This is a genomic window from Thermodesulfovibrio sp. 3462-1 (genome assembly GCF_040451425.1).
Taxonomy (GTDB): domain Bacteria; phylum Nitrospirota; class Thermodesulfovibrionia; order Thermodesulfovibrionales; family Thermodesulfovibrionaceae; genus Thermodesulfovibrio; species Thermodesulfovibrio obliviosus.
This window is the reverse complement of the sequence record NZ_CP144374.1, coordinates 1,641,380-1,668,029: the sequence shown is the minus strand read 5'-3', so window position 1 is coordinate 1,668,029 and position 26,650 is coordinate 1,641,380. Positions and strand designations below refer to the sequence as shown.

Genomic DNA, 26,650 nt, shown 5'->3' with positions numbered 1-26,650 from the left:
AAAGAATGAAATTATGAATGGCCAAAAGGAAGTTAGCTGTTTTACTTGTCATAAAATTTTATCGGATAATATTTTTCATAAAAAATAAAGTTCTTTCGAAGGTTCGCTGTGAGGTCTGTCATGCAAATTTTATTAATCAAGATGGTTTAAAGATTTGTTATCTCGAAATGGACCCAAATTTAGAGGATTGGTATGATTTATCTGTTCAAGAATCCTATGAGATTGAAAAATTAGTCGAAGCCCATGCTAAAGGAAAAAAGGTTAAAAAAGTTATGACTGATAAATTTACAGATAAAGAAAAAGAAGGGCTCTGGCTCTGCACTTTAGATAATAGAACCTATTTAGACTTAAATATCGGAAAGGACGAGGAAGGAAAACTTTGTATAAAAAGAAAAGAAAGTTTATATTTAGTGCATCAAAATATTTCACTTTATGGGAATTTTAATGTATGTATCGTTCCTCATACTATTGGAAAAGCTGATCTTAACAGAAGTTTATATATTCTCAATAAACTCAGATAATCTTAAAAATGAGATATTATCCTATTAGACTTAATTTGCAAGGAACAAAAAAGGTTTTATCAGGGGAGCTTTGGCTAACCTCTTAATTTTCAAATCATCTAGAAAAATCAATCTAAAACATAAACAACTTTCTTAAAGGTTTAGAAGATAGATAAAAGTGATAGGATATGCTATAATTTGGCTAAAAATTAGATTAAGAATTTGATGAAAAATGGAAAACAAAGGAAATAACCCCCTTCTTGATTTAACATTTATAACTAATGAGCCGGGTCAATCTTTGTTGGATAGATTTGTCCAATTAATAAAAGATGCCCGTTTTTTTGATTGTTTAGTTGCTTATTTTCATTTTACTGGATTTAAGTTATTGTCTAAACCATTAGAAAACACTGAAAAGATAAGAATCCTTATAGGAATAGGAATAGATAAAGAAAGCTATGAATTAATTAAGCAATCTCATCAATTATCTCATGCAGAAACGAAGCAAATAGTCGAAAACAGAATTATAGAAGAAATGGACAATTCGGAGGATAGTATAGATGTTGAAGTTGGAATTCAAAAATTCATTAAATGGATAAACGATGGAAAAGTTGAAATAAGAGCTTATCCTTCTCAAAATCTTCACGCAAAATTATATATTATCACTTTTAAGAAAGGCGATAGAGATGTAGGACGCGTAATAACTGGTTCAAGCAATTTTACCCAGGCGGGGCTTCAGGATAACCTTGAGTTTAATGTAGAACTGAAAAATCGTGCTGATTATGAGTTTGCAAAAGAGAGATTTGAAGAATTATGGAAAAAAGCGGTTGATGTATCTGAAAACTATGTCCAGACAATAAAAGGAAAAACCTGGGTAAACAACAATATCACTCCTTATGAGCTTTATCTAAAATTTCTATACGAATATTTTAAAGATGAATTGAGCAGAACTGACGAAGTCTTCATAAAATATCTACCCGAAAACTTTAAAAGATTTGAATATCAAGAGCAAGCAGTTCTAAATGCAAAGAAAACATTAGAAGAGTATGGAGGAGTATTTATTTCTGATGTAGTTGGACTTGGAAAAACATATGTTACCGCTATGCTCTGTGGGCAACTTGATGGAAGAACCATTGTTATCGCACCACCAGCATTGCTTAATAAAAATAACCCGGGCTCCTGGCCAAATGTTTTTGCTGATTTTCATATACCAGCTGAGTTTGTCTCTATTGGTAAGCTTGATGACGCTAAAGCATTAACAGATCAGAGAGAATATAAAAACATTATTATAGATGAAGCACACCGCTTTAGGACTGAAACAACAGTTAGTTATGAAGACATTGCAGAAATCTGTCGTGGGAAAAGGGTGATTTTAGTTTCTGCTACACCTTATAATAACTCGCCAAAAGATATTCTTGCACAGATTAAAATCTTTCAAAATCCAAGAAAAAGCAATATTCCCGGTGTTCCAGATCTTGAAGATTTTTTCGGAAGACTTGAAAATAAGTTAAAGAAAGTTAACCGTCAAAAAGATTATGACAAATTTATTGAAATAACAAAAGATATTGCCAAAGAAATCCGTGATAAAGTTTTAAAACACATAATGGTTAGAAGAACAAGAACTGAAATTGAAAAATACTTTGCAGAGGATTTGGAAAGAAATAATGTCAAATTTCCAGAAGTAGAGGATCCAAAGCCACTTTTTTATCAGCTAAGTGAAGAGGAAGACAGAATCTTTATGGAAACAGTTAGATTAATAACGCAGGAATTTACCTATGCTCGTTATACTCCTTTACTTTATTTAAAGAGGGGGATCCCACCTCTTGAAGCCCAGTCCCAAAGAAATATGGGTGGCTTTATGAAAGTGCTTCTTGTTAAACGCCTTGAGAGTAGTTTTTATGCATTCAGAAAAACTATTGATAGATTTATTCGTTCCTATGAGAATTTTATTAAAGAATACGAAAATGGGAATGTTTGGATTAGTAAGGGATATATAAATAAAATTTTTGAACTTCTGGAAGAAGGTGATGATGAGGCAATCCAGAAACTTATTGATGAAGGAAAAGCAGAAAAGTATTCAAGTTCTGATTTTAAACCTGAATTTGAGGAAGATCTTGAAAAAGACCTTGAAATTTTAAAAAAAATAAAATCCAGCTGGGAATCCATTACAAGGGACCCAAAACTCGAGACCTTGCTTGACAACTTGAAGAACAATAAAATTTTGAAAGACAAAAAGATAATCATATTTACAGAGTCAAAGGAGACCGCAGAATATTTGACAAAAAATATAAATGATAAATTTGGAGAGATAGCACTATCTTTTCATGGTGGCTCTTCAGAAAATGTTAAAGATAAAGTAATAGAAAATTTTGATGCAAGAGTAAGGAACAAAAAAGATGATTACAGAATCCTTGTCTCAACCGAGGTTCTCTCTGAAGGTGTAAATCTTCACAGGTCAAATATTGTCATAAATTATGACATCCCCTGGAATCCAACCCGCCTAATTCAAAGGGTTGGTAGAGTTAATCGTATTGATACACCCTTTGATAAAATCTACACATTCAACTTTTTCCCAACAAAGCAGGCAGATTCAGAGATTGCACTTACCAATATTGCACGCTCAAAAATAGAGGCGTTTTTAACCATGCTTGGTGGAGATTCCGCTATACTCACTGAGGGTGAGCCAGTTTCATCCCACGAATTATTTGATAAACTCCTTTCAAAGAAAACCATTACAGAAGACGATGGAGAAGAAAGCGAGCTTAAGTATTTAAGGATTATTGAAGATATAAGAGATAAAAATCCTGAGCTTTTTGAGAAAATAAAGCGCCTTCCTAAGAAAGCCCGTTCAGCAAAAGTGTTTTCAGAAAGCCTGAAGGAATATGTAACCCCTCATTCTTTGCTCACTTTTTTCAGAAAGGGAAAACTGATGAAATTCTTTTTATCGGACGGTGAATCCACATTAGAATTTGACTTTTTGACAGCTGCAAAGATTCTTGAAAGTTCCCCAGATGAAAAAAAAGCAAAACTCCCACTTGAAAAATATTACGAACTCCTTAATAAGAATAAAACTGCATTTTTAAATGCCACAATTGAGGAAATAATAGAAATCCGTTCTAAGAAAAGTAGAGATAGCTCAACAAAACTTCTTAAAATCCTTAAAGTGACACAGAAAAATAGTAAACAATTAACAGAGGAGCAGGAAGAATACCTTAAAAAACTTATAAACCGGCTTGAAGAAGGTTCATTACCGAAAAAGACAGTTCAGAAAGCCCTTAAAGCCTTAAGTGAACTTGGAAAAGACATTCAAAATCCATTGAAAGTTATTGGGACCCTACAAAGGGAGATCTCACCTGTTTTTCTTAAAAGCCATTATGTAGAGACTTCTGCTATAACAGAAGGAAAAAGGGAGGTTATTCTATCACTTTATTTAACAGAGGGGGAAAATGAAAAGCCTTGAAGAGATAAAAGAGAAATTGAAAGAACTAAAGCCATATCTTAAAGAAAGATATAAAGTGAAAGAAATTGGAATTTTCGGTTCTTATGTTAGAGGAGAACAGAGGGAAAAAAGCGATCTGGATATACTTGTTGGATTTGATGAAAGTGCTGAGATAGGGTTACTTGAATTTGTACATTTAGAAAATTTTTTAAGCGTATACTTGGGGTGAAGGTTGATCTCGTGATGAAAAAGGGGCTGAAACCACATATAAGTAGGCATATTTTAAAGGAGGCAATTTTCCTTTGAAGAAGAAAGAAGGAATAAGAGCAATTGAAATAAAAAGGAAGTTTAAACGATGAATAGAGAACAGGCAAAAAATCTGATAATTGAAACTTTTGAAAATCCTTTTAAGAAAGAAAGGTTTGTAGAATTCATTGCCAATCTATTTAAGAGCTATGATAGGACTAAAGCCCTTGAGCCGAGATATGGAACACAGGGGATTACCGAAAGATACCTTGATTTCATCAGCTCTTGGGAAAGAATTGGTCGCTATGAAGGCAGTGGCGGTAAAAAGATTGACATATTGGTTGTAAAACTAAAAAAAGGACAATCTCTTTACAGGGCACGAACTGCCCAGAGAAACTTTGTTGCTGAGTATTTAAGAGGAAAACTTGGAACAACTACAGAAAAAGATGCAGCCCTCGTTGCCTTTGTTTCTCCAAATGAAGAGGATTGGCGGTTTTCTCTTGTAAAACTTGATTACCACTTTAAAGAGGCAATCCCCGGCAAACCAAAACCTGTAGAAGAATTCACCCCTGCAAAAAGATGGTCATTCTTAGTTGGCAAAAATGAAAAGAGTCACACCGCTCAATCAAGATTTTTGCCAATTCTTGAAAATGATAATTGGAAGCCCACGCTTGAAGATTTAGAAAAAGCCTTTGATGTTGAAGTTGTCACAAAGGAGTTTTTTGAAAAATATAGAGACATTTTTATAAGAACAAAGCTTGAGCTTGATAAAATTGTCAATAGAGACAAGAAAGTAAAAGAAGAATTTGAGCGGAAGAACATTAATACAGTTGATTTTGCTAAAAAACTTCTCGGGCAAATTGTTTTTCTTTATTTCTTACAAAAGAAAGGATGGTTTGGCGTTGAAAGAGGAAAACCTTGGGGAGAAGGTCCAAAAGATTTTATAAGGAGATTATTTAATAAAGAATTTGGAGATTACAAAAACTTCTATAATGACATTCTTGAACCACTTTTTTATGAAGCGTTAAGAATAGATAGAAGTGCAGATGATCATTATTACAGCAGATTTAATTGTAAAATCCCTTTTTTGAATGGTGGTCTTTTTGACCCGTCAAATAATTTTGACTGGGTTAATGTTGATATTCTTTTACCAAATGAACTTTTCTCAAATTCAAACAGAACAAAAGAAGGTGATGTAGGAGACGGCATCCTTGATGTTTTTGACAGATATAATTTTACAGTAAATGAAGAAGAACCACTTGAAAAAGAGGTTGCCCTTGACCCTGAACTACTCGGAAAAATCTATGAAAAACTGAATGCCATTCGTCCGGATAATTTTGATGAATATGTAAAAGTTTTGAAGTCTGGGAGTAGAGGCGAAGAGACAAAATTTAACAAAGAATATGGGGTTTATTACACACCAAGAGAGATTGTCCATTATATGTGCCAAGAGAGTTTGATAAATTATCTTGAAACGGAACTAAGTGGAAAAGTAAGAAGGGAAGATATTGAGGAATTTGTAAAATATGCAGATTTAATTTTAGAGTATGAAAGAACCGCCCTTGAAAAGAAAGACAAAATTGAAAAAGGTGAGCAGAAAGAAACAAAGTATGAACATAAAATGCCTGAAAGCATAATTAAAAATGCCGAAGAAATTGACAGATTACTCGCTGATATAAAGGTATGCGACCCAGCGGTCGGTTCTGGTGCCTTTCCCATAGGTATGATGCATGAAATTGTAAAATTAAGAAGTTTGCTTTCCATTTATCTTAAAAGGAAATTAAACACATATGAAATCAAAAGACATTGTATTGAAAATTCCCTTTATGGCGTTGATATTGACCCTGGAGCAGTTGAAATATGTAAATTAAGATTCTGGCTTTCCCTTGTGGTTGATGAAGAAGATTTTTATAACATAAAACCACTTCCAAATCTTGATTATAAGGTTGTATGTGGAAATTCGCTTTTAGGAGTTGAGAAGAATTTATTTAATGCTGACGCATTTAGAAAACTTGAAGAGTTAAAATCAAAGTACTTTAATGAGATAAATCCCACTAAAAAGCAAGAATTAAAAAAAGAAATTGATAGGTTGATTTTTGAAATTACGAATGGACATAAAGAATTTGACTTTGAGGTTTATTTTTCAGAGGTCTTTCATCAGAAAGGTGGCTTTGATATAGTAATTGCTAATCCGCCGTATGGAGGAAAATATGATGACAGAGCTATTCCTTTTTTTAAACGATTTTACCGATGTGTGGGAAGCAAAAACAAAAAAGGTTCTTTTGATACATTCGCTTTATTTATAGAGAGGGGTTTTAACATCCTTAAGAAAAATGGAAATCTTATTTTTATAACGCCAATTTCTGTCACTTCTTCAGACTCCATGGTTTCGTTACATGAACTTCTGGAAAATAACTGCAAAATTATAAAGATTTCATCCTACGCAGTAAGACCACAACCTGTATTTGAAAGTGCTGTTGTAAATACTTCAATTATTAGCTTTATAAAAACTCTTACACCTGCGGAAAAAATTCTGCTTACAAAAATGTATCGTAAAGGTAAGGGATTTAGGTTAGAAGATCTTTCAAATAATCTTCAATTTATTGATGTCAAAGAATATAAATTACGCGGTAGATACCCCAAAATTTCCTTAAAGATAGAAAAAGATATACTGGAGAAGTTATTTAAAATTAAAACAAAAATAAAAGATTTATTAAGAAAAAAAGGAAAACCAATTTATTATCGCACTACAGGAGGAAGGTATTTTAAAGTTATTACAAATTACTCAACCAATTCTACAAAAGAGAAAGCTATTTACTTTGATAGTGAGATAGCAAATTCAATTGGTGCTATCTTAAGCAGCAACTTATTTTTCTGGTGGTACCAGATTTATTCAAATAATTTAGATTTAAAATCTTACGAAATAGAATCTTTTCCCATACCTTTAGAGAAGTTAAATAGTGAAATTATTGGTACTCTTGAAAGAGTATATGATGAATACTTACAAGATATTGAAAGACATGCGAATATAAGAAAAACAAAAAGATATGCTAATATCAATGAATTTAAGGAATATAAAATAGCAAAGTCAAAACATTTGGTAGATAAGATTGACGATATAATTGGTCCACTTTATGGCTTAACAAATGAGGAAGTAGAATTTATTAAAAACTATGAAATTGAATTTAGGTTAAGTGGGGATGAAGAAGGGGGAGAAAATAATGAGAATTAAATTTTTCTCTATTCGCATACAATCTAAAACTCATATAGTGAAATCAAACGAGCAAGCAAAAGTTAAAGAACTTGAAAAAGAAATAGACAAGCTAATTTATAAACTTTACAATTTAACAGAGGAAGAGATAAAGATAATTGAAGGAGATTAGATATAAAAAGGAGGCTATTATGGGTAAAAATGAGGTCAATACAGCCTTTGAAATACTACTTGAAGAAATAGAAGAAGTCTTTAATATCATAAGCAAAGAAGGAGAAAAAGCATTTAAAACAAAGGATTTTGACAGGGCAAAAGAACTAACTAAATATGGTAATCGACTTAAATCTTTCAGGGAAAGAGTTAAATCTCTTAAAAAGGAATGGCAATCGCTTTTTAGTGAAAAAATATCAACTAAAGTCCCAAAAAGACGAGTGAAAGGTAGATTAAAAAAAGGTCTAAGAACTTCTGAGGATAAATTTGTAATACCTATTTTAGAGTCTCTTATTGAACTTGGCGGAAAAGCAGAAATGAAACAAGTTTTAAAACTTGTGCACGCAAAGATGGAAAATATTTTAAATGAGTATGATTATGAACCCCTTCCATCTATTCCAAAACAAACACGCTGGGAAAATACTGCACGATGGGCAAGAAATACAATGGTCAATGAAGGTTTGCTAGTATCTGATTCCCCACAAGGTATATGGGAAATAACAGAAAAGGGAAGAAAATTTTATGAAACAAATAAAAATAAAGATTAATTATCAAAAAGCCCTTGACGATATAATTTTTGATGCCCTTGGCTTGACGGAAGAAGAACGAAAAGAGGTCTACTGGGCAGTCGCCAAACTTGTAAAAACAAGATTAGAAAAAGCAAAGAGCGTGTGATTGATGAAATACGATCCTAATAAACATCACAGGCGTTCTATCCGTTTGAAAGGATATGATTATTCGCAACCAGGTAAATATTTTATTACGATTTGCACAAAAAATAGGAAATGTTTATTTGGCGATGTGGTGAATGGTAAAATGGTATTAAACGATGCAGGCAAAATGATTGAAAAATGGTATTTTGAATTACCAAATAAATTCCCTGATATCCAATGCGACCAATATATAATTATGCCCAACATTCGCGATGTAAAAAACAATGGATAGGAACCTTTTGATGGCAAATTGTGGCAACGCAATTATTACGAGCACATTATCCGTAATGAACAGGTATTAAATAAAATCCGTGAATATATTATCAACAATCCATTGAAATGGGAATTGGATAATCATTCAGAAAAATGATACCCGATTTAAATATTCTCGGCAACCGATGGCTTGAACTGAAAAAAAAGATGATGCAGAATCTTATCCTCATGACTTTTTAAATTTTTCTATGTATAATTTCATATTAAATTTTGTCTCTAATGATCTACTACTCATATACCTAATCTTTCCAAAGATTTTCCTTTCCTGCCAAGGTCTGTCGAAATTACCAAAGCACCAAGAAATTCCACCGTAACCGTTAGAGTCTCTTCCATCTAAGGCATACTTATCGTTTAGATAACAAGCTATGTCAAAAGCTTTTTTAGGATGGTCGGTCCATTCTATCAACTTTTTAGCCCAATACATTCTCATATAGTTATGTATCTTTCCTGTAATTAGTAACTCTTTCTGTGCCGCATTCCAATACTCATCGTGAGTTTTTGCATCTTCAACTTCTTCTAAGGTATAAATGTAATCTCTTTTATCTGAAGCATGTTTTTCTAGAGTATCTTTTGCCCAAGATGGTATTCCTTTATATTGGTTATAAAAAGGGTTATACCAAGTAAAATTTCTTGAAAGTTCTCTCCAAACTACAAGCTCATTTATAAAAGCTTTTACATTTTCATCTTCTCTGTCGTAGTTTTTTAAGATTTCTAATACTACCTTTAAAGGTGAAATTTGCCCAAAGTGGAGGTATGGGCTTAGTTTTGATGTATAATCAACTGTGGGGTCACTTCTTTTTTCTTTGTAAAAGGGTAATTTTTTTTCTATGAATATCTTAAGTAGTTTTTCGGCCTCATCGCTACCGCCTTTGTAGTAATTTTCGACTGAATTGACAGATTTGTCGATATTTAGATTTTTAATAAAGTCTTCAACTGTATTAAAGTTCATTTGATTTTCTAGATTTAGATCTAGATTGTTGGATTTGATAGTTGGTTCTAGAGGTTTAACCTCTAATAAGAATCTATCTAAGACTTTCTCCAAGGCATTTCTGTAGATATATGCGAAGGGTACGCTTTTTGAGAAGAGGTATTCTATTGGTACCACGACATCACTTTCCACTTCATATACTGCTACATTAGAGAATTTTGATACTTTTTCTCTCCATATTCTTTGGGTTTTTAGGTAATTTTTATCGAGTACGAGCAAACAGGCGTTTTTAGAGAGTTTTAGGCATCCATTTACAAAATCATCTTTTAAGATTAGGAATCTTATTCCTCTGTTTTCTATTTTTTCTTTTGTTTTTAGGATACCTTCTATCATGAACCTATAGTATCTTTGGTTTGAGAATTTGTATTTATCTGTTATGAAGAATGCGACTATAACTGGTTTTTTGAGGGTATTAGCTTTATGTATACTAAACTCTAGGACATGGTTAAAATCTTCTCTTTGTGATGCTTCCATGCAATAAACAACATAATTTCCATTTGTATTTTCCATCATGTTATTAAGCTTTTTTGTTCTTTCTCTAAACATACTTCAATATTATTGATATTCGTTTTAAAATTTTCAAAATTTACTTAGTATTATATTTGAGTATATACAATAAAATCTGTTGTATGCCTATTCTATGAATAGTTTTGATTGTATTTTTTAATTATAAACTTACAATTTTATCTAAGATACTAGTTTGCCTTTTATTCCAAATTTTCATTTGATAATACATATTTACCAATTTTTCCTTGTGCTAATGAGTAGTTTATGGTATTGGCAGTGATAGTTTGAAAATATAATACTTTGTGATATAAAATTTTTGTTATCATTAATAAGTGGCTAATAATGGGTTGTAGGTTTTTAATCTTTGTAGTTTTTCTATTTTCTATATGAAGATTGGTGGTGTCGTATGCTTATTTATGACTTAATTGTGTTTTTTGTTTTTGTTGGTCTTTTACTTTTAACCACTCCTCTTCTAGGTAATTATATAGCTAGAATTTTTAGTTCTGATTTGCTACCAGGAGAATCTCTAATTTATAGATTATTAGGTGTAGATTATAAGAAAGAGATGAGTTGGGTAGAGATTAATGATGCTGATAGCAAGAATATTGCTAAACGATGGATTAATTACATCTTAGATCCATCAAAAAGTGGGGATAAATTTTACTTTTATGCTTTAGGGATAAATATTTCAAAGTTAAACATTGAGGAATTTGACACAGAAGATGAATTCAATAGTATTTATAATCGCTTTTTCCGAAGTGCCTTACTTTATGCTTTGAAAACTTTTTTTTTCAGACAAGCAAATTATTGTAAAAAATATATATCACGAAATAGGACAGCAGAAATATCACAGATATTTTCCTTGGCATTGCATATATAAGATTGAAACTACAGAGCCGAATATTACTTTTAAATGTAGCGAAATAACATTTCTTCCTAAATCTCATAGAGAAAGTGAAGGTGGAGATAAAAGATCAAATCTAATACAATTGTGTGATTTAATTTTAGGTATGTGTGTTAGTTTACTTCACGGCATAAATGAAAGCAAAAATTCACAGCACAAGAGAGAATTGCTTGATTTATTTTTACCACTATTCCAAAGAATGATAAAACAACCAGAAAATATAAATAGTAGATATAAACATTCAGAAAGAGTTATGATTAGATTTTTCCCAAGAGAAAAAACAAAACCTAATGATGTGAAAAGATTAATGAATCAGTTTTATACTAAAAGAGAAATTTATTATGAAGAACAAAAGTTAGGACAAAGAAGGTTATTTTAAGAATATTAAAAAGAACTTGAAAAAGAAATAGATAAATTAGTTTATAAATTTTATGATTTAACAGAGGAAGAAATCAAAATAATTGAAGGAAACTTGAGCAGATAATGATATGGGAGCTAAAAAGATAGTTATTCAATTGGGTGCTATAAATGAGAATGCAAGCAGCTTGAATGCTTTGATATAAGGAGTTGCGATATGATAAAAAATGAAGTAAATTATGATAAGTTCTTGTTGGGCTTATTTAGTGATTTTATTAAGGAAGTTAGAGATTTCCAAAAATCTGACCTACTAAAGATCTGTTATTTTATAAGCTTATTAGAGCTATGTAAATTTGATGAATTTCAAGAAGAATTGAACAAACTCCAAGACGACTTAGAAAAAAGGCTTTTACATTTTAACCTTAAGTTATATATATTTAACTTTATTCCAAGCTTATATTACTTAAAATTTGCACAGCATGAAAAAAATGATTATTTTGAAGAATTTTTGAGCCTATGTAAAGATATTGTTCATTTTTTTAATAAAATACCTGATGAACCTTTCTGTGATTTTCTTAGATTAAATGCTTATTGTCTGCTTTTTTATAATGTTCCATCTTTCTTGACATTAAAAAAGTTATATGCTTTTGATCAAGAATGCTCATCTTATTTGTCATTGAAAAAAGATTTATTAAAGGATGTTCAGGAAATTGCAGATAAGTACTTGGATAAGAAAGAAGACCATGATGAAATGGCAATTTGGAAATCTTTAATTTTTTATTTAATAGGAACAGTTTATTCCTCTTTAGATTTAGAAAGTAAAGCTCTTCAGTATTATGAAAAGTCGTTGTTTTATAAGGTAAATATTTTTGCTTTAGAAGCTATAATAGACATAAAAGCTGAGAATGAAGATACTTTAGACGAAGCTAAAAGCTATCTTTTTAGTGTACAAGACAAATTTAAGAAGGAAATAGAAAAAACTGAATACTGGACTTTTTTCAATACAATAGGGGCGATGATTTACGAAAGTGAAAATAAGAAAAAAGCCGAGGAATACTATATCAAAGATATAAAAATTATCGAATGCAATAGATACAAAACAATAAATGCAAGTTATCCTTATTACAATTTGGCGATTCTGAAAAAGGATTTAAAAGAATACGATTGTGCCAGAAAATATTTACTTGAAGCATATGAAATACTTCAAAATGCAACAGGGGTGAAGTTAGAGGATAAAGATTTTGATAATGTGATATACTTTTTAGATGATTTCCAGGACTATTTATATGAACTTTGTGATATAGATCTGTTAAAAGGAGATATATCTAAAAATTCAGATATTAAAAAATCCTTAAATCTGCTTTGGAACATAGTAGATATTATAGACCGCAATAATTTCAAGGATGAAAGAGCAAGTTTAAGATATGATTTAGCTTTATTAGAGTCTAAGTATTATAATTTAAAGAAAAACTATGAAAAAGCAAGAGAAGTTATAGAAAGCTGCTTAACCACAGAAGAAAATTATCTATCTAACAAACAGAAATCAGATTTAAAATCTAGATTAGCTTATTTTTATTACAAGTTAGAAGATACTGAAAAATACATAGAAAACATTACAAAAGCCTTAGAGTTGGATCCTAAAAATGAAACAGCTTTAAAGTTAATAGCACAAGCGTGTATTCCAAAGGAAAGTAAAAGGTTTTTAGGGAAAGAACACTGGAGAGAAATAATTCCTATTGGAGTTGTGACTCTCATATTTTGGGGAGGCATATATTTTTTGGGGAAGGTCAGTTATTTAAAAGATTTTCAACTGCTTATAATACTAATAACAATACCCTTTATAATAGTGCTATTATATCCATTAATTAATAAGATTAGGCTATCTCATTTTGAAATAGAACTTCAAAGCCCAGAAGTTCCTAGGAAGCTTTCTAAAAAATTAGAAATCTAATCTACATGAAAACCCTGCTTTTTCAGAAAACAGGCGATAAAATAACTTAAAGACTCAGCTTAATGACTTAGTTAAAAGCCTTATAGTCAACTCAAAACAGATTCCACAAAAAAGGAAGGAGTCAAAGAACTCAAACAAGCCGTTGACCAATTAGTTTATAAACTTTATAATTTAACAGAAGAAGAGGTAAGGATAATTGAAGGAGAAGAAAAATGAATGGTAGAAAATGGAAATTAGATAACCAAAAAGCTGAAAACATAAGAGAATACCTCTTAAAAATGGGTGGCGAAGAAGAAAAAGTAAAGAATATCTCTGAAAAATGGAGAGTAAGATTTTCGGATAGTACTTTTACTTTTTATTCAACAGGAACTCTTTATAGTACCCCTTCAAACTCCCGTGATCCTGCAGTGGAAAATGTTTGGAATTACATTGACTCTATAGTTGGTTCTCTCTTTACACAACCTACAAAAAAATTTCTTATAGGTTTTGATGAAACTGGGAAAGGCGAAATTATCGGACATATGCATTTGGTTGGCGCAATTATTCCAAGTATTCTCTTTTCAGAATTAGAAAGAATCATATCCACTGCTGATACAAAGAAAAAACACAATTTTGACTACTGGGATACAATTTTCAGGCAAATTGCTAATTTTCAAAACAAGGGATTGAAATTTATAGAGGAAAAAATACCTCCATGGGATATAGATAGATATAATATTAACAAAATTATGGATGTAGTTTATCAAAGGATACTCAATACATTTTTTAGAGATATTCTTATAGAAGAGTGTAGAATAGTGATCGATGATTATGGCATAGGTGAAACTCTAAGAAGATTCCTAAACTTTTTAGCACAGAAAGGGGCGGAAATTGTAGTTTCTCAAAAAGCAGATGATAAATATTTAGAAGCACGAATCGCTTCATTAATCGCAAAAAGGAATAGAGAAATGGTAATTAAAACCATAAATGAAAAAGAGGAGTTTAAGATAGAAAATTTATCAATAGGTTCTGGGAATGCTGGGGATGGGCAAACTATTGAATGGCTTGAAAAATGGTATAAATCTGGTAAAGATTGGCTATGGTTTATCAGGCGCTCATATTCATCAGTCAGAGAAATTGAAGGAAAAAAAGAAGAAATAAGAAAAGAAATTCCCCCCCTTAATGAAGATCTTCTCACTGAATGTTTTAAGCAACAATTTAATTTAGGTAAATTAGATATTAGAGCTTTATCCGTAGTTTGTCCTCATTGTGGAACGGCTTCAAGATCTGTTCAACTTATTAATAAAGATGATAGATTTATTCCTAAATGTCATAGTTGTAATAATACAATAGAAAATTTGGATTTTACATTAAGATATTATTGTGGTTTCATTATCCCCGATAGCAATATAATTAATAGAGGTTTGATTTCAAAAGCTTTGAATAAAAAAAGTTTTTTTGAGGATTTTACAATATTAATCCCTGGCATTGTTAGATTTGAATGTGATACATCTGGTGGTAAAGAAGAATTTAAAAGACTTGGGAAATTTGCTTCAATAGGCAGGATTAAACTTAAAGAGGTTGGAGAATTTAGAGCAGATAAATTTAAAAAGCTTACTTCACAAGAGAAGGATGATTTAATTATAAATACCTGTATTGAATACAACGCTATTTTAATTACTGCAGATAATCAAGTTAAAGCGTTAGCTGTATCCAGAAATATTTTTACAATTTTTGTTTAAGTATTAAATAAAGTAAGAGAACAAAAGAAGCCCGATTGACAGTTTTCATACTTGTAAAAACAAAATTAGAGCAAGCAAAGAGCGTGTGATGAAATGATTGAGAAAGAAAATCAAAATGTAGAACTGAAATCCAGATGGTCTGATGAAAATTTGAAAACAGTTTGTGCTTTTGCGAATTCATCGGGAGGGAAACTCTACATAGGGATAGACGATAAAGGAAAAATTGTTGGGGTAAACGATGCGAAAAAGTTGCTTGAAGATATACCAAACAAAATAAAAAGCAAGCTCTTTATTACACCTTTTGTAAGTGTTGAAAATCAAGAAGGGAAAGATGTTATCGTCATAGAAGTTTTGCCTTCCACCTTTCCTGTTTTTTATGAAGGGAAAATATTTGTAAGAAGTGGCTCCACAACGCAAGAGCTCACAGGTTTGGAACTTTCTTCCTTTCTGCTTGAAAAATCGGGGCAAACATGGGATAAACTCCCTTCTGACGCAGAAGAGAAAGATTTAGATGACGAAACCATAGAAAAATTCATCTCTCTTGCAGAAGTTCGCTTACCCTTGATAAAAAGTATCAAGTCAAAAGAAGAACTACTCAAAAAACTCAATTTATATACAAAAGATGGTAAGCTAACCCGTGGAGCAGTATTACTGTTTGGTAAAAATCCCCAGTTTTATTTTCCATCTGCTTACACAAAGGTTGGTCGTTTTAAAACCCCAATAGATATTTTGGACACAATAATTATTGAAGGAAACCTATTTGAGCAACTTGACCACACAGTAGAAGCAATTAAAAAACATATAAGTGTAAAATTTGATACCTCTGTCAAAGATTTTTCACTTGAAGGTCTTGCAAGACGCGATATATGGGAATATCCTCTTGATGCATTAAGAGAAGCTGTGATCAACGCTTTAATTCATAAAGATTACCTCGGAACTGCTCCGATACAAATCAAAATTTTTGACGATAAAATTGAATTTTGGAATTTAGGAAAACTGATGCCTCCTTTGACTCCTGATGATTTAAAAAGACAGCATCAGGCAAATCAAAGAAACCCTCAAATAGCAACTGTTTTTTATTACGCTGGTTTGATAGAATCATGGGGTTCAGGAACTATAAAGATGGTAGAACTATGTAAAGAAAGCGGATTGCCAGAACCAGATTTCATCAATTATGAGCAAGGCATAGGAGCTTTTTCTGTAATCTTCTATAAAGATATTTACACCGAAGAGAATTTAAGAAAAATGGGCTTGAATGAAAGACAGATAAAGGCAGTTATGTATGTAAAACAAAAAGGAAAGATTACAAATAAGGAATATCAGAAAATAAATGATTGCCATAGAAACACTGCAAATAAGGATCTATCAGAATTAGTAGTCAAAGGAATATTAAAAGAAAGTGGTAAAAAAGGTGCGGGAGCGTTCTATGAAATTGCACATTGATTGCACATATTGCACATCAATTGCACAATAATTGCACATTATGAAGATGGATATTTCACAACTTGGCAACCGCTGGCTTGAACGGAAAAAACAGAGGATGCAGAACTTGTTAAAAATTGCCCTGCCTGATGAAGCATTATACAGAGAAATTATGCTCTCTCTTGGATATCCTAGTAATAAGGTAAATTTTTTAGAACTTGCACTCATTACTCCTTATGCTGAAATAAAGAAATTAAAGGAAAGGCAAATTATAGAAAAAGCCCTTTTATATAGAGCAGGATTTACAGATGATAAAAAAAGGATTGCCAGAGGATTTTGATTTTTCTTTAAAGATGGATAAATCCGTCTGGAACTATAAGGCTATAAGACCAGCAAACTTTCCTGAGAAAAGGATTAAAGGAATATCAATGCTTCTATCAGAAACAATTGAAGAAGGTATTGTTCATTTCTTTTTAGAGCGTATTAAAATGGAACTAAATAATAAAGAACCAAAAGATGCAGTAAAGAGAATAATGAATTTTGATGGTATTGGTGTTCAGAGAAAGATGGAGATGTTTTTCAATATAATAATGCCTTTCTTTATGGTTTATTCGGACGGCGATGAAATCAGAAATTTTCTGAATTTCATTTTTGAAGAACATCCACCATTAAATGAAAACAAACTTATCAAATCTTTCAAACTCAATTATCTAGATATTAAGATTGAAAATGTTAAAACATATATGGGTGTTATAATGTTTCAAAAAGATAAAATAACTTGAAGCCCAAATTGACCAATTGGTTTATAAACTTTATAATTTAACAGAAGAAGAGATAAAGATAATTGAAGGAGGAGGTATTTTATGAATAAAAACGAAGTAAACACTGCTTTTGAAATCTTGCTTGAGGAGATTGAAGAGGTCTTTAATGTCATAAGCAAGGAAGGGGAAGAGGCTTTTAAAGCCCAAGCTTTTGATAAAGCAAAATCACTTATTGAATATGGCGAGCGTCTTAAATCTTTCAGGGAAAAGGTTAAATCCCTTCAAAAGGAATGGCAGACAATTTTTAGTGAAAGAGTGTCTGTGAAGGTTCAAAAAAGGGGAGTAAAAAGTAAGTTAAAACACGGTTTGAGAACCCCTGAGGATAAATTTGTAATACCCATTTTAGAATCGCTTATTGAACTCGGTGGAAAAGCAGAAATGAAAGATGTTTTAAAACTTGTGCATGATAAAATGAAGAATATTTTAAATAAATATGATTATGAACCCCTTCCTTCTAATTCGAAACAGAAGCGATGGGAAAATACTGCTCAATGGGCAAGGAACACTATGGTTAATGAAGGTTTGTTGCGATCTGATTCTCCACGGGGTATCTGGGAATTAACTGAAAAGGGAAGAAGATTTTATGACGAAAACAAAAGCACAACCTGAAGCCAAGCAGATAGAATCCCTTGTCTCCCAAATCCTCTCCCTCACCCAATCATCTGACTATGAAACAGACCAAACAAAGCAAGCAAAAGTAAAAGAACTTGAAGCCCAAATTGACCAGCTGGTTTATAAATTATACGGCTTGACTGAGGAAGAAATAAAAATTGTAGCAAGTTATAATAAAAAAAATAACAGATAACTTTATGGCAACATTAAATTATTCTGATAAACTAAAATTAGAAAGGCTTTTTCGGATGGAAAGCGGTTATGTGCTTGATTTTTCTAATCGTACTTTTCAAGAGTTTGTATTCAGCAGTGTTCAAAAAGATATATACCATAAAAAATACTCTTATAGGGGTGGATCTAAGGCAAATAGACTTCGCGCTTTTTGGGAACAGGAATCAGATTCTATTGTCGGGAAATTAATTAGTGATTTATTGGAATATTGGAAGACGAAGACACTACTGAATAATGAAAGAATAGAAGAAGGAAAAAATAAACTTTACGAAGAATGCAAAAAAATTGCTAACAGATTATTAGGTATACCACAAATAAATCAACGGATTATAACCGAAGATGTCTTTTTAAATCAAGAATTTGAGGAGATACAGCTTAATAAACTCGGCCTTGATAGTTCAATTACAGAAATTTTAAGTCAACGGATTGATGAAATAAAAAAATGTTTAAATGCAAAAGCATCATTAGCAGTAATTTTTTTATGTGGTAGCACTCTTGAAGGGATTCTGCTAGGGATTGCTAAAAAAATGCCTAAAGAGTTTAATTCATCAACATCTAGTCCCAAAAAAGACGGCAAAGTTTTGCAATTTCAAGATTGGACACTTGCAAACTTTATTGATGTTGCACACTCTATTGGTTTACTCGGTGAAGATGTTAAAAAGTTTAGTCACGTATTAAGAGATTTTAGGAATTATATTCATCCATATCAACAACAGGTATCAAAATTTAAACCCGATGAGCATACAGCTAAAATATGTTGGCAAGTTTTACAGGCCGCAATTTTTCAACTGTTAAAAATTATGGTACGATAAATCAAATTTGAGGAGAATTGAATAAGAGAGCAAGGCGATAATAAAAAATATGAGCCCTATAAAGAAGAAAGAAAAAATAATATTAATATCGATACCAGACTTGAAAGATTGGATCTTTTTAATTTATCTATAAATGATGCGGCTCCTGATTCAAAAGAAGATCTATATAACGACAGATTGACCAATTGGTTTATAAACTTTACGATTTAACAGAGGAAGAGATAAAGATAATTGAAGGAGAAGAACATGAATGAGAAGCTGGATAAATGGAAAATTATGTGGAATGACATATTTTATACATTTTTTAGCTGGCAAATTTTAGATGATATTATTTGGATGTTTAAAAATAATCCTAACCTACACTCAATGGATCTTACTCCTATTGAACATATTCGTAGATTCTACATAGAAGCTGCTTTGATGAGATTAAGAAAATATCTACAACCCTCCGCAATATCCCTTAGACATGGTGATATAAACTTACCCATCTTATTAATGGAGAAATTAATGGAGAAAGAAAAAGAAATTAACAATAATAAAGAAATTAACAATTTAATACATGTGATGTGTGGATTTAAAGAAATAAGAGAATTCACAATTAAAAAATTTATTGAGAATATAATTAAAATATTAGAAGAATGCCGAACTCATGAAAACATTGAGAATTTTATTTTTGACATTTTCGCTCCTGAGACTGCTAAAATTTTTAAAAATGAAATAGACAACTTTCGAAAAAGTGTGAATGATCTTAAAGAAAAACTAAAAGAAGTGATAGAGTCACTTGAGAACTTAAATAGGAAAGATTTAAATGAGAAGTTGGAAGAAATAGATGGGCTGAAACAAAAAATTGAGAACGCTAAAAAGGAATATCAAGAGATTATTGAAAAGAGGATAAGATTATTTAATTCTATAGAAACACATCTTTATGAGCGAGTCGAAAAGGAACATCCCGAAGAAGTTATCTTGCCTGAAAATTTACCTGAAAATGAGAGAGATGCTTATTATAAAACCTCATTAGATCTTTGTTTATATAAATATTATCCAGATATTAAGAAAAAACTTGATGAAATCGATAACAACATATTAACAAATTTAAATACAATAAATAAATCTATTGAATTAATTTGTTTGAAGCTAATATTTGGTAAATTATGGATTATTTGTGACAAATATATTGCTCATCCTTCTCGTGAGAGTTTTGACATATCCGTTTCAATCTCTCTTGAAGAAATTCGTAATGCAGTAGAAGAAGTAATTAAAGAGGCTTTCGCTTTAATCGAAGGAGGTTACTTAGTATCACTTACACCTGTATATCAAGGAAGAGATTATTTATCAATTTTTAAAGTTCCGTGGTTACCACCTGCATATCCCGAAAAGTAAATATTAATGAAAATTAAAGAAAAAGGTTGGCGTTGGTGGCATTTTTCCATAACATTAGAAGATGATACTACATTTTTCCTCCAAGACGAAAAATCTATTTCTAATTGGGAATCTGGTGATGAAGTAGCGATATTTCGAAGTTATAACTATGATAAGCCTGATTTTTGTTATATAATATGCAATTTTTCTAAGAAACAATGGGCAAAAGCTGCGCTTTTAACGGAAAAAGGGGAAGGGTTGAAGAAAGGATTGAAGGAAACTTCATGGTTAACTCCTGATAAAAAAGAACAAAGTTAACTAATCTTTCCCTAATAGCAACTAAGAAAGCAATCAAAAAATAAAAAAAATAACTTGAAGCTCAAATTGACCAATTTGTGTATAAATTTTATGATTTAACAGAGGAAGAAATTAAAATAATTGAAGGTAATATAAACAATGAGAAAAACCCTTGAGGTAATAAATGAACTTAAACAAAAAGGGGTTTATCACAGATTATGCTATAGGAGGTGGTATAGCCACTCTGTTTTATATTGAACCTTAGATATAAAATAAAGCCTAGAAAATGAAAAAAGAAATATATCTATTAAGGGTAAAATAATAAGTAGAGAAGAGATTTTTAAGGCAAAGGAGTGGAAGATTTAAAATCTGCTTAACTAAAATGATTGCAGATTTAAGTATTCTTGGCGCATAATCTTGAACTCAAAAAACAAAGAATTTTTCTGCTATAATAAAACTTTATGGAGAAAGTAATTAGAAAAGCGAAAGCACTTAAAGGACAGATAACTCCACCTGCAGATAAATCCATATCTCACAGAGCAGTTATGTTTGCCTCTCTGGCAGAGGGAGCCTCAAGGATAAAAAACTTTTTATGGGCAAAAGACCCTCTCAGCAGTCTTAATGCAATGAGATTACTCGGAGTGGATATTCAGATAACAGAGACAAAAGAAATCATAGTTAATGCAACGGGTTTACACTCCCTGAAAGAGCCTGACAATGTCATTGATTGTGGAAATTCTGGAACAACGATAAGACTACTTAGCGGAATACTTGCAGGGCAGCCATTTCTAAGCATTCTCACAGGTGATGAATCATTAAGACAAAGACCAATGAGGCGAATTATCGAGCCATTAAATCTTATGGGAGCGCACATTTTAGGTAGAGATTCTAACAAATTCCCACCTCTTGTGATAAAAGGAGGTTGTCTAAAAGGAATAAACTATAATATGCCCATTGCTTCTGCCCAGGTAAAAAGTGCAATTTTGCTTGCAGCTCTTTTTGCAGAGGGTGAAACTTCTGTCACAGAACCACATAAAAGCAGAGATCACACTGAGAAGATGCTTAAAAGCATGGGGGTTAAGCTTGAAATAAACAATAACACAATAAAAATAACCCCACCAAAGTATCCTCTTAATCCCTTTGATATAACCATACCAAATGATTTCTCATCAGCAGCTTTTTTTATTGCAGGAGCCTGTCTTGTTGCAGACTCTGAAGTGGTGATTAAAAATGTTTGCCTGAATGAGACAAGAACAGGCTTTCTTGAAGTTTTAAAATTAATGGGAGCAAAAATTGAAATTTTTAACTTAAAACAACAGGCAGGTGAGCCTGTGGGAGATATCTTAGTGAAAACCGCCAGTGCTCTTAAAGCTGTTACTGTTCAGGGTGAGATTATTCCAAAACTTATTGATGAATTTCCAATTTTGTGTGTTGTTGCAACTCAGGCTGAAGGAACTACAGTTATAAGGGATGCCAAAGATTTAAGAGCAAAGGAATCAGACAGAATAAGAGCAATGACCATAGAACTCAGTAAAATGGGTGCTGATATAAAAGAATTGGATGATGGAGTAGAAATTACTGGTCCATGTAAACTCATGGGAGCTCAAGTTTACTCCTATAAAGACCACAGAATTGCAATGGCACTGAGCATAGCAGCACTTATTGCAGAGGGTGAAACCGTGATAAAAGATGCAGATTGTGTGGACATATCATTTCCTGAATTTTATCATCTGCTTGAAACGCTTCAGAGATGAAACGGGTTATAGCAATTGATGGACCTTCAGGTGCTGGTAAAAGCACTGTTTCAAGACAGGTAGCTAAAGCACTGGGCTTTCAATATCTTGATACTGGTGCTTTATACAGGGCTGTGGCATATTATTTTTTCAGGAATTTTCAGCACATTGATAATTTTTCACTGTTAACAGAGCATGAAATAGAAAAAGAACTTTTAAATATAAAAATTTACTATGAAAATGGCAGAGTTTTTTTATATGATGAAGATGTCTCAGAATTAATAAGAGACCCCAAAGTTGGTGCTGCTACATCAGAGCTTTCTGCTAAAAAAATAATTAGAGATTTTTTACTACCCCTACAAAGAAGTTTCGCAGAGAAAATGGATACTGTTGCTGAAGGCAGAGACATGACAACAGTTGTTTTTCCTGATGCATGGAGAAAATTTTATCTTGATGCGTCTGCAGAAGTAAGAGCTCGCAGAAGATTTGAGCAACTCATACAATCAGGCAAAAAAATAACCTTTAATGAAGCATTAAGAGATGTTATTGAGAGAGATAAAAGAGACTCATCCCGAAAAGATGCTCCTTTAAGAATCAGTGAAGATGCCTTTTACATTGATACATCAGAGCTTACAGCTCAAGAAGTTATTTCAATTATTTTAAAAAAAGTTGCAGAGTCTGGCTGATATCTTGTATTATCAAAAACAGTATGTTAAAAAATATTGTTCTTGTGGAAAATGCAGGATTTTGTTTTGGTGTAAAAAGAGCAATTGATATAGCCTTTGATATTGCTCAAAAACATAAACAGGGCGTTTTTACACTTGGTCCTATAATTCACAATCCTCAAGTTGTAGAAAAACTAAAGGAGTTAGGAGTTTATCCCATAGATAATATCAATGAAAAAAATATAAAAACATTAATAATCAGAGCTCATGGAATCCCTAAAGAAAAATTTGAAGAGCTTAAAAAACTTGGGATTGAAATCATTGATGCTACCTGCCCATTTGTAAAAAAAGCTCAGAGGCTTGCTGAAAAATTAGCCTCTGAAGGTTATCAGGTTCTCATTATCGGAGACAAAGAACATCCAGAGGTTAAAGGAATTTTTAGTTATGCGGGCGAAAAAGCTGCTGTAATAAGCTCTGATGAAATTCCTGTTTTAAATAAAAAAATTGGAATAATCCAGCAGACAACCCAGCCACTTTCAAAGGTAAAAGAGATAATGAACAATATAATTAATTCTCTCAATGAATTTGAAGAAATAAGAATTTTTAACACACTTTGTAATTTTACACATAAAAGACTTCAGGCAACAGAGAAAGTTGCCCGAGAAGTAGATGTAATGATTGTTGTAGGTGGAAAAAACAGTGCAAATACAACTCAACTTGCCAATCTTTGCAAAAAAATTGGTGTAATGACATATCATATAGAAGATGCTCAGGAAATTGACAAAGACTGGGTTAAATCTGCTAAAAAAATTGGTGTAACTGCAGGAGCATCTACTCCACAATGGATAATTGATGAAGTTATTGATAAAATTAAAAAGTTTACAAATTAAGGAGGAAGGAGCATGCAGAGTGAGATTAGCGAAAAACAAGAATTGGAAAGTCTCTACGAGGGATCACTTTCTCATATAGAAAGAGGAGAAATTGTAAAAGGAAAAATAATGGGAGTAAGAAATGATGGTGTAATAGTAGATGTAGGATATAAATTTGAAGGAATTATTCCACTTCAGGAATTTTCAGAAGAAGAATTGAAAAACATTAAAGCCACAGATGAAATAGAAGTTTTTATTGAAAAAATAGATGATGCTCAGGGAATAATATCTCTATCAAAAGAAAGAGCATTGAAAATAAAGGGTTGGGAGATTCTGATCGATGCCCATGAGAAAGGCATTCCTGTTGAGGTAACAATTACAGGTAAAACAAAAGGAGGAGTTTTAACAAGTTTTTACGGCATAAATGGATTTATTCCTGCTTCATTGCTTGAACTTAGAAAGCCCAAAAACCTTGATGAATACATAGGAAAAACTCTTAAGGTAAAAATAGAAAAAATTGAGCCTCCAAAAAATCTTTATGGACAATGGAGGAATATTAAAACTTCTTTAATATTTTCAAGAAAAGCTTACTTAGAGGAAGAAAGGGAAAATCTTAAAAAGGAAGTATCTGAAAAAATCAAAGAAGGCTTAAAAATAAAAGGCATTGTAAAAAACATAACAAATTATGGAGTTTTTGTTGATTTAGGAGGAATAGACGGCTTCTTGCATATTTCAGATATATCATGGGGAAAAGTTAAACATCCTTCTCAATTTTTTGAAATAGGTAAAGAATATGAGTTTATTGTATTGAAATTTGACTCTGACAGTGAAAGAGTAACACTTGGATATAAGCAGAAAAAGCCTGATCCATGGGAAAATATTGATAAAAAATACACGCCAGGCATGAAAGTTAGAGGAAAAGTAACAAGAATTGAAGATTTTGGCCTTTTTGTTGAACTTGAAGAGGGAGTTGAAGGATTGATTCACATAAGTGAACTTGACTGGACAACTCCAAAACATCCTACATATTATGCAGAAGTTGATGAATGGATAAATGCAAAAGTTCTTGATATTGACAAGGAAAAAAGAAAGCTCTCTCTGAGCCTTAAACAACTTAAGCCCAAACCATGGGAATTAGTTGCTAAAAAATACAAAGTGGGTGATAGGATTACAGGAAGAGTAAAAACAATAACAGATTTTGGAGTATTTGTCCGATTATCAGAGGGAGTTGACGGACTTATTCACATATCTGACATTTCTTGGACAAAACATGTGGAACATCCTTCAGAGTTCTTTAAAAAAGGGCAAAAAGTTGAAGCTGTAATTTTAAATTTAGAACCTGAAAAGGAAAAACTTTCATTAGGAGTAAAACAGCTTACTGAAGACCCATGGCTTAGAGAAATTCCAGAGAAATTTAAAGTGGGGGAAGTTTACAATGCTAAGGTGATTAAAAAAACAGAACACGGATTATTTGTTGATATTGAAGGAATTGTTGAGGGACTTGTGTATAATTCTGAAGTCGATAAAAATAAACCTGTTAAAGAAGGAGATGAAATAAAGGTTGTAGTTGTAAAAGTAGACAGAGATAAAAGAAAAATCGGATTAAGCATGAAAAAAGCGAATGAAGATGAAAAATAAAAAACTCAAAATTGTTTTAATTGTTATAGGAATTATAATTTTGCTAAGTTTTTTCATTACTCTGATGGAAAGCAGCGTTGCCCGTGGTAAAATTGCATTGATTAATGTTAAAGGAGTTATTGTTGAATCAAAAACCGTTATTGATGAAATAAAACAATACAGAAAAGACCCTTCAATAAGAGCAATTGTTTTAAGGGTAGATAGCCCTGGAGGTGCTGTTGTTCCTTCACAGGAAATATATGAAGAAATAAAAAGAACAATTTCTGTGAAACCTGTTGTCGTTTCTATGGGTTCTGTGGCTGCTTCAGGAGGATATTATATCTCCTGCCCTGCTACAAAAATCATTGCAAATCCTGGAACTCTTACAGGTTCAATTGGTGTATTAATAGAAATACCAAATATAAAAGGCTTACTTGACAAAATTGGAGTTAAGGCAGAAGTGATAAAAAGTGGCAAATACAAAGATATTACATCTCCCTTTAAAACTCTTCAGAGCGATGAAAAAGAGATATTACAAAGACTGATAGATGATGTTCATGCACAATTTATCAAAGCTGTTAGTGAAGGGAGAAAAATTCCTTTAGAAAAAGTTAAAAAGATAGCAGATGGAAGAGTATTCACCGGGATAAAAGCAAAAGAACTCGGGCTTGTAGATGAGGTAGGCGATCTTGATTATGCTATTAAGGTAGCTGCACAGCTTGGAAAAATAAAAGGAGAGCCAGAGATAGTGACAAAAAAATCAACACTTTTTATTGAACTTTTAAAAAGTGATACTGAGTCATTAATAAAAAAGATTTTACCTTACATACAGGTGTATTATTTATATTCACCGGCATTGCAAAACTAATTAAAACTATTTAAACATACAGGGAGGACAGATATGAAAAAATCAGAACTAATTGAAAGGGTTTCTCAAAAAATTGAAATTTTAACAAAAAAACAGATTGAGACAATAATAGATATGATTTTTGACTGTATGAAAGAGGCGCTTTCAAAGGGTGAAAAAATTGAAATGAGAGGATTTGCCAATTTTAAAATAAAACAAAGACCTGAAAGAACTGCAAGAAATCCAAAAACAGGTGAGAAGATTAAAGTTCCACCGCAGAGAGCAATACATTTTAAAATGAGTAAAGCTCTCAAAGACGCTTTAAATAAGTGAGATGGTTTTATTTTA

At 31.8% G+C, this 26,650-nt stretch carries 25 protein-coding genes and 2 pseudogenes; 26 read left to right on the top strand and 1 reads right to left on the bottom strand.

The window, feature by feature from the left end:
• Positions 1–167: 167 nt before the first annotated feature.
• The 8 genes and pseudogenes from V4D31_RS08755 to V4D31_RS08720 all read left to right on the top strand — a co-directional run bounded on the left by V4D31_RS08755 (position 168) and on the right by V4D31_RS08720 (position 8,686).
• Entirely contained in the window at positions 168–521 is a 354-nt protein-coding gene (locus V4D31_RS08755) for a hypothetical protein (protein WP_353686058.1), read from the top strand.
• A 211-nt stretch (positions 522–732) separates the two neighbouring features.
• Positions 733–3,957 (top strand): helicase-related protein, encoded by a 3,225-nt coding sequence (locus tag V4D31_RS08750; protein ID WP_353686057.1) that lies wholly within the window; start codon positions 733–735, stop codon positions 3,955–3,957.
• Positions 3,944–4,242: pseudogene (locus tag V4D31_RS08745) on the top strand (nucleotidyltransferase family protein). Before V4D31_RS08750 ends, V4D31_RS08745 begins: the two are co-directional and overlap by 14 nt.
• A 49-nt stretch (positions 4,243–4,291) precedes the next feature.
• Positions 4,292–7,414: an N-6 DNA methylase gene (locus V4D31_RS08740; protein ID WP_353686056.1), complete on the top strand. Its 3,123-nt coding sequence runs from the start codon at positions 4,292–4,294 to the stop codon at positions 7,412–7,414.
• Positions 7,404–7,565: a hypothetical protein gene (locus V4D31_RS08735; protein ID WP_353686055.1), complete on the top strand. Its 162-nt coding sequence runs from the start codon at positions 7,404–7,406 to the stop codon at positions 7,563–7,565. Before V4D31_RS08740 ends, V4D31_RS08735 begins: the two co-directional genes overlap by 11 nt.
• 19 nt (positions 7,566–7,584) lie before the next feature.
• Positions 7,585–8,151 carry a winged helix-turn-helix domain-containing protein gene (locus V4D31_RS08730; RefSeq protein WP_353686054.1) on the top strand — a complete coding sequence of 189 codons (567 nt, stop codon included), beginning with the start codon at positions 7,585–7,587 and terminating at the stop codon, positions 8,149–8,151.
• Complete coding sequence (locus V4D31_RS08725; protein WP_353686053.1) at positions 8,126–8,278, top strand: hypothetical protein; 153 nt, start codon at positions 8,126–8,128, stop codon at positions 8,276–8,278. The genes V4D31_RS08730 and V4D31_RS08725 overlap by 26 nt, the downstream gene beginning before the upstream one ends.
• Before the next feature lie 3 nt (positions 8,279–8,281).
• Positions 8,282–8,686: pseudogene (locus tag V4D31_RS08720) on the top strand (transposase).
• A 69-nt stretch (positions 8,687–8,755) separates the two neighbouring features.
• Here the strand turns inward: V4D31_RS08720 and V4D31_RS08715 are convergent.
• Positions 8,756–10,123, bottom strand: a complete 1,368-nt coding sequence (locus V4D31_RS08715; RefSeq protein WP_353686052.1) for a deoxyribodipyrimidine photo-lyase — start codon at positions 10,121–10,123, stop codon at positions 8,756–8,758.
• A gap of 367 nt (positions 10,124–10,490) precedes the next feature.
• On the opposite strand from V4D31_RS08715, the gene V4D31_RS08710 reads away from it, so the two are divergent.
• The 18 genes from V4D31_RS08710 (at position 10,491) to V4D31_RS08625 (ending at position 26,635) form a co-directional block, all read left to right on the top strand.
• Positions 10,491–10,964: a hypothetical protein gene (locus V4D31_RS08710; RefSeq protein WP_353686051.1), complete on the top strand. Its 474-nt coding sequence runs from the start codon at positions 10,491–10,493 to the stop codon at positions 10,962–10,964.
• 130 nt (positions 10,965–11,094) lie between these two features.
• The gene (locus V4D31_RS08705) at positions 11,095–11,367 is read left to right on the top strand and encodes a hypothetical protein (protein ID WP_353686050.1); all 273 of its coding nucleotides are present in this window, start codon (positions 11,095–11,097) and stop codon (positions 11,365–11,367) included.
• Positions 11,368–11,562: 195 nt separating this feature from the next.
• On the top strand, positions 11,563–13,296 hold the full coding sequence (locus V4D31_RS08700) for a hypothetical protein (protein ID WP_353686049.1): 1,734 nt from the start codon (positions 11,563–11,565) through the stop codon (positions 13,294–13,296).
• A 212-nt stretch (positions 13,297–13,508) separates the two neighbouring features.
• Positions 13,509–15,017, top strand: coding sequence for a hypothetical protein (locus V4D31_RS08695; RefSeq protein WP_353686048.1), 1,509 nt, complete (start codon positions 13,509–13,511; stop codon positions 15,015–15,017).
• A gap of 93 nt (positions 15,018–15,110) precedes the next feature.
• Entirely contained in the window at positions 15,111–16,460 is a 1,350-nt protein-coding gene (locus V4D31_RS08690; protein WP_353686047.1) for a helix-turn-helix domain-containing protein, read from the top strand.
• 40 nt (positions 16,461–16,500) lie between these two features.
• Positions 16,501–16,779, top strand: coding sequence for a hypothetical protein (locus V4D31_RS08685; protein WP_353686046.1), 279 nt, complete (start codon positions 16,501–16,503; stop codon positions 16,777–16,779).
• A complete protein-coding gene (locus V4D31_RS08680) occupies positions 16,748–17,221 on the top strand; it encodes a hypothetical protein (protein ID WP_353686045.1) in 474 nt (157 codons plus the stop codon). Before V4D31_RS08685 ends, V4D31_RS08680 begins: the two co-directional genes overlap by 32 nt.
• Before the next feature lie 81 nt (positions 17,222–17,302).
• Positions 17,303–17,869 carry a winged helix-turn-helix domain-containing protein gene (locus V4D31_RS08675; RefSeq protein WP_353686044.1) on the top strand — a complete coding sequence of 189 codons (567 nt, stop codon included), beginning with the start codon at positions 17,303–17,305 and terminating at the stop codon, positions 17,867–17,869.
• Entirely contained in the window at positions 17,844–18,065 is a 222-nt protein-coding gene (locus tag V4D31_RS08670; protein ID WP_353686043.1) for a hypothetical protein, read from the top strand. Before V4D31_RS08675 ends, V4D31_RS08670 begins: the two co-directional genes overlap by 26 nt.
• Before the next feature lie 4 nt (positions 18,066–18,069).
• The gene (locus V4D31_RS08665; protein WP_353686042.1) at positions 18,070–18,915 is read left to right on the top strand and encodes a hypothetical protein; all 846 of its coding nucleotides are present in this window, start codon (positions 18,070–18,072) and stop codon (positions 18,913–18,915) included.
• A 246-nt stretch (positions 18,916–19,161) separates the two neighbouring features.
• Positions 19,162–20,295, top strand: a complete 1,134-nt coding sequence (locus tag V4D31_RS08660) for a hypothetical protein (protein WP_353686041.1) — start codon at positions 19,162–19,164, stop codon at positions 20,293–20,295.
• A gap of 6 nt (positions 20,296–20,301) precedes the next feature.
• Positions 20,302–20,592, top strand: coding sequence for a hypothetical protein (locus V4D31_RS08655; protein ID WP_353686040.1), 291 nt, complete (start codon positions 20,302–20,304; stop codon positions 20,590–20,592).
• Positions 20,593–21,032: 440 nt separating this feature from the next.
• Positions 21,033–22,325, top strand: a complete 1,293-nt coding sequence (gene aroA / locus V4D31_RS08650) for a 3-phosphoshikimate 1-carboxyvinyltransferase (protein ID WP_353686039.1) — start codon at positions 21,033–21,035, stop codon at positions 22,323–22,325.
• A complete protein-coding gene (cmk, locus tag V4D31_RS08645) occupies positions 22,322–22,990 on the top strand; it encodes a (d)CMP kinase (RefSeq protein ID WP_353686038.1) in 669 nt (222 codons plus the stop codon). Before aroA ends, cmk begins: the two co-directional genes overlap by 4 nt.
• Positions 22,991–23,013: 23 nt before the next feature.
• The gene (ispH, locus tag V4D31_RS08640; protein WP_353686037.1) at positions 23,014–23,859 is read left to right on the top strand and encodes a 4-hydroxy-3-methylbut-2-enyl diphosphate reductase; all 846 of its coding nucleotides are present in this window, start codon (positions 23,014–23,016) and stop codon (positions 23,857–23,859) included.
• Positions 23,860–23,871: 12 nt separating this feature from the next.
• The gene (locus tag V4D31_RS08635; protein WP_353686036.1) at positions 23,872–25,476 is read left to right on the top strand and encodes a 30S ribosomal protein S1; all 1,605 of its coding nucleotides are present in this window, start codon (positions 23,872–23,874) and stop codon (positions 25,474–25,476) included.
• A complete protein-coding gene (gene sppA, locus V4D31_RS08630; RefSeq protein ID WP_353686035.1) occupies positions 25,466–26,323 on the top strand; it encodes a signal peptide peptidase SppA in 858 nt (285 codons plus the stop codon). Before V4D31_RS08635 ends, sppA begins: the two co-directional genes overlap by 11 nt.
• 33 nt (positions 26,324–26,356) lie before the next feature.
• Entirely contained in the window at positions 26,357–26,635 is a 279-nt protein-coding gene (locus tag V4D31_RS08625) for an HU family DNA-binding protein (protein ID WP_353686034.1), read from the top strand.
• Positions 26,636–26,650: the final 15 nt, after the last annotated feature.